The sequence below is a fragment of the Halococcus sp. AFM35 genome (genome assembly GCF_051195015.1).
Taxonomy (GTDB): Archaea; Halobacteriota; Halobacteria; order Halobacteriales; family Halococcaceae; genus Halococcus.
Map to the genome: position 1 here is coordinate 1 of NZ_JBNTJU010000074.1, position 2,833 is coordinate 2,833.

Sequence of the window (2,833 nt, forward strand, 5' to 3'; positions counted from 1 at the left end):
TTCGGGAGATACGTTTTCGCCAGCGGTCATACCGGTCCAACGGGTTCGTTCCTTAAGAATATTCAGCCGTCAGTATATTCGATCTGGCCGTAGTCGAATTCCTCGCCGATCTCTGAGAGTTTATCAAGTGCGTCCTGTTCCTCGCGGAGGTTCGCTTCGAGGGTGTCGGCGACATCGATGCCGAGCTGGTCGGCTAGCGGAATCAGGTTGCCGTAGGCGGCGATCTCGTAATGTTCGGACATCTGTCCCGCGGTGATGTTGTATCGGTCGAGAACGTGGCTGTCGGGGTCTTGGCTCACGAAGTGCTCGTGGTTTTCAACCATGCCATCGACGGCTTCGTCGGTTTCTCCTTCCGGCGCGACATCGATTTCGCTGAAGACCTCTTCGAGGCGCTCGATCTGGGTCTGTGTCTCCTCGTGGTGTTCGGCAAACGCCTCGGCGATCTGGTCGTCGGTGGTGGTTTCGGCCAGCTCCTCGGTCGCGTCGAGGAACTGCTGTTCAGCGTAGTAGACGTATTTCAGGCTGTCTTCGAACAGCTCGTTGAGGTCATTGGCGCACATTGCAGTTCCTATCGAGACTCGGGAGTTCGATAAGCCGGCGGCCTGCGAGTGACGGCTTCCGCAGACATAGTCGTCAAGATAACCGACGAGCGTACGGCCTTTCGTCACAAGAACGAGTTACCGTCCCGAACGTCGCGCGAGGAGCCACTCCAGTACGACGAGGCCACCTCCGATGATGACCCAGAGACCGATAACGCCGATGATCAGGACTATCCAGTGGGGGACGGGCGTCGGTCGAGTCCCTGCATGAGCCACAACCAGCGAGAGCTCGATACTTGCCGAGAGGAGGTCGCACATCGTGTGTATCAGGTTTCGGCGGCATCATCGTTTCCAGTTGCCGTACGGTAGATGTACCCTCCTACACCGATGATAAGGAGGCTGACGACCGCCCAATGGAGGTTGTACTTCCCGCCCATCGACAGCGGCTGGTGGAGACCGAGGAGGGCATGGTCGACAATTGCATCGTAGAGGTCGAAGACGCCGAGTCCCATCACTGCCGACCCCGCTATTGGGCGGAAGGTCAGCGGCTCCCGAGTACGGCGCTCGGCCCGCCAAACGACCCCTGCTCCGATTCCCGCGATAACGATCATCCCAACTGAGAACCAGCCGTCGGCGAAAATGTTGGTTCGGAGTCCGGCAAGGGTGTTCATCGGATAGATGCCCGACAGCAGGTGATGCCACTGGAGGATGAGATGGATAAGGAGCACGTCGATCAGGCCGCTGAAGCCGAACCCGAACACACCGGCACCCACGAGTGCCCGACGAGAGACACCATCGGCTAGCGTTCGCGACCGATCAGCCGCGAAGTCACTCATTCAGCCACCTCGACAGTTATCGCATGCGAGAGATAGGCGTTGTTGCCGTATCCTTTCTTGTTCCATGGATACTGGTCGTTTTCGATGCCGCGAAGTTCCTGTTCGGGGTCGGAAACAGTCGCCGGCTGGGTTCGTTCTCCTTCGTCGGTCGCGCGCGAGCAGAGAGTGTACTCGCCGGGATCTGGCTCCCAGACGTATCGGAATTTCGTGGGTGCGTAGGGTCCAAAGTCGGGACCGACGAACTCGGCGTCGCGCCATGACTCGCCGCCGTCAGTCGAGATCTCGATACGCTCAACGTCCTCCTCACCTGCCCACGCAATGCCGGCGATTTCCACCCTTGAAGCTGAAATCGTGGCGTTATCTGCGGGCGCGATGATGAGTGACTTTACCAGTTGGTCGAAGAGGTAGGCGTTCGGGAACCTCTCATCCTCCATCTGATCGTAGGTACTGAAAACGTCCACCGACGCATGGCGTGTCGGTCCGTCGTCTTGGGCGGGAGTGATACGATACGAGGACTGCTGGTATTCCGTATAATCACGGCCGTCACGGTCGGTCCACTCATCGCCGTGAACCATCTGCTCCATCACACGGATTTCTTCGACCCATTTGACGCTGTTGTTGCCGAACCAGCCGGGGACGATCAACCGAACCGGAAAGCCGTGTTCGGCGCTCAACGGCGAGCCATTCATCTCGTAGGCCAGCAGACAGTCTTCCCTTACTTTCGACATCGGTATCGACCGACAGAACACGTCCTTATCGGGAGGTGCTTCGCCACCCATCGCCGAAAGCCAGAGGCCATTGTCGGTTGCTCCGCCATACTCATCGAGAATCGCACAAACGGGCGTACCGGTCCAGACAGCGTTGCCGATGGCCCCATCGCCCCACTGATCGCCCTCGGCGTCCGGGTCGAAATAGCGCCGACTGTTGCCGGAACACTCCATTATGTGGACAACCGACTCGGTAGGAAAGTCGCATCTGAGTTCGCTCATCGAGATGTCAGTCTCGCGTTCGACCATCCCTGTCAACGAGACGGTCCAGTCGTCGGCGTCGATCTCGGGCGTGCAGTGATGGGTACGGATGTAGTGCTCGTCGCGTGGGGTAAGGTGGCTTGCGAGGTTCGCCCGTGAGGCGGTCTGTGCGTTTGCTGGATCAGAAACAAGCACATCCAAGCCCGGATACCGCTGGGTGAGAGCCATACGTGCTTTCGGATCGGGATCGTTAGGGTTCATGAGACCAGTTCAACAGTCGGCTATTCGCGTGTTTTGCTTGCGTATGACAGTCACAATGCTGTTCGGTGACAGAGACATCCACTGAGACATCGGTGTGAGAGGACCTGAGAAGCCGACGACAATGCTCGCCCGCCGCGGCGTGATGAGCATTCGGCTCTGTTGAATCGCCATAAGGCGATGGAATTCACTGTTTCACTGCTCGTTTGATGTTGTAGACGATACACATCAG

The 2,833-nt window shown here is 58.2% G+C and carries 4 protein-coding genes; all 4 read right to left on the bottom strand.

What is annotated here, in order from left to right:
• Nucleotides 1-62: 62 nt before the first annotated feature.
• The 4 genes from ACQUQO_RS18065 to ACQUQO_RS18080 all read right to left on the bottom strand — a co-directional run bounded on the left by ACQUQO_RS18065 (nt 63) and on the right by ACQUQO_RS18080 (nt 2,571).
• A complete protein-coding gene (locus ACQUQO_RS18065) occupies nt 63-560 on the bottom strand; it encodes a ferritin-like domain-containing protein (RefSeq protein WP_435080020.1) in 498 nt (165 codons plus the stop codon).
• A 117-nt stretch (nt 561-677) separates the two neighbouring features.
• On the bottom strand, nt 678-857 hold the full coding sequence (locus tag ACQUQO_RS18070; RefSeq protein ID WP_435080022.1) for a hypothetical protein: 180 nt from the start codon (nt 855-857) through the stop codon (nt 678-680).
• 8 nt (nt 858-865) lie between these two features.
• Nucleotides 866-1,375, bottom strand: coding sequence for a DUF2243 domain-containing protein (locus tag ACQUQO_RS18075; RefSeq protein ID WP_435080024.1), 510 nt, complete (start codon nt 1,373-1,375; stop codon nt 866-868).
• Complete coding sequence (locus ACQUQO_RS18080; protein WP_435080026.1) at nt 1,372-2,571, bottom strand: sulfite oxidase; 1,200 nt, start codon at nt 2,569-2,571, stop codon at nt 1,372-1,374. The genes ACQUQO_RS18075 and ACQUQO_RS18080 overlap by 4 nt, the downstream gene beginning before the upstream one ends.
• Nucleotides 2,572-2,833: the final 262 nt, after the last annotated feature.

Coding starts and splice junctions, on each gene's coding strand:
- ACQUQO_RS18080 (WP_435080026.1), bottom strand. CDS start 2,571: ATGGCTCTCACCCAGCGGTATCCGGGCTTGGATGTGCTTGTTTCTGAT.
- ACQUQO_RS18075 (WP_435080024.1), bottom strand. CDS start 1,375: ATGAGTGACTTCGCGGCTGATCGGTCGCGAACGCTAGCCGATGGTGTC.
- ACQUQO_RS18065 (WP_435080020.1), bottom strand. CDS start 560: ATGTGCGCCAATGACCTCAACGAGCTGTTCGAAGACAGCCTGAAATAC.
- ACQUQO_RS18070 (WP_435080022.1), bottom strand. CDS start 857: ATGTGCGACCTCCTCTCGGCAAGTATCGAGCTCTCGCTGGTTGTGGCT.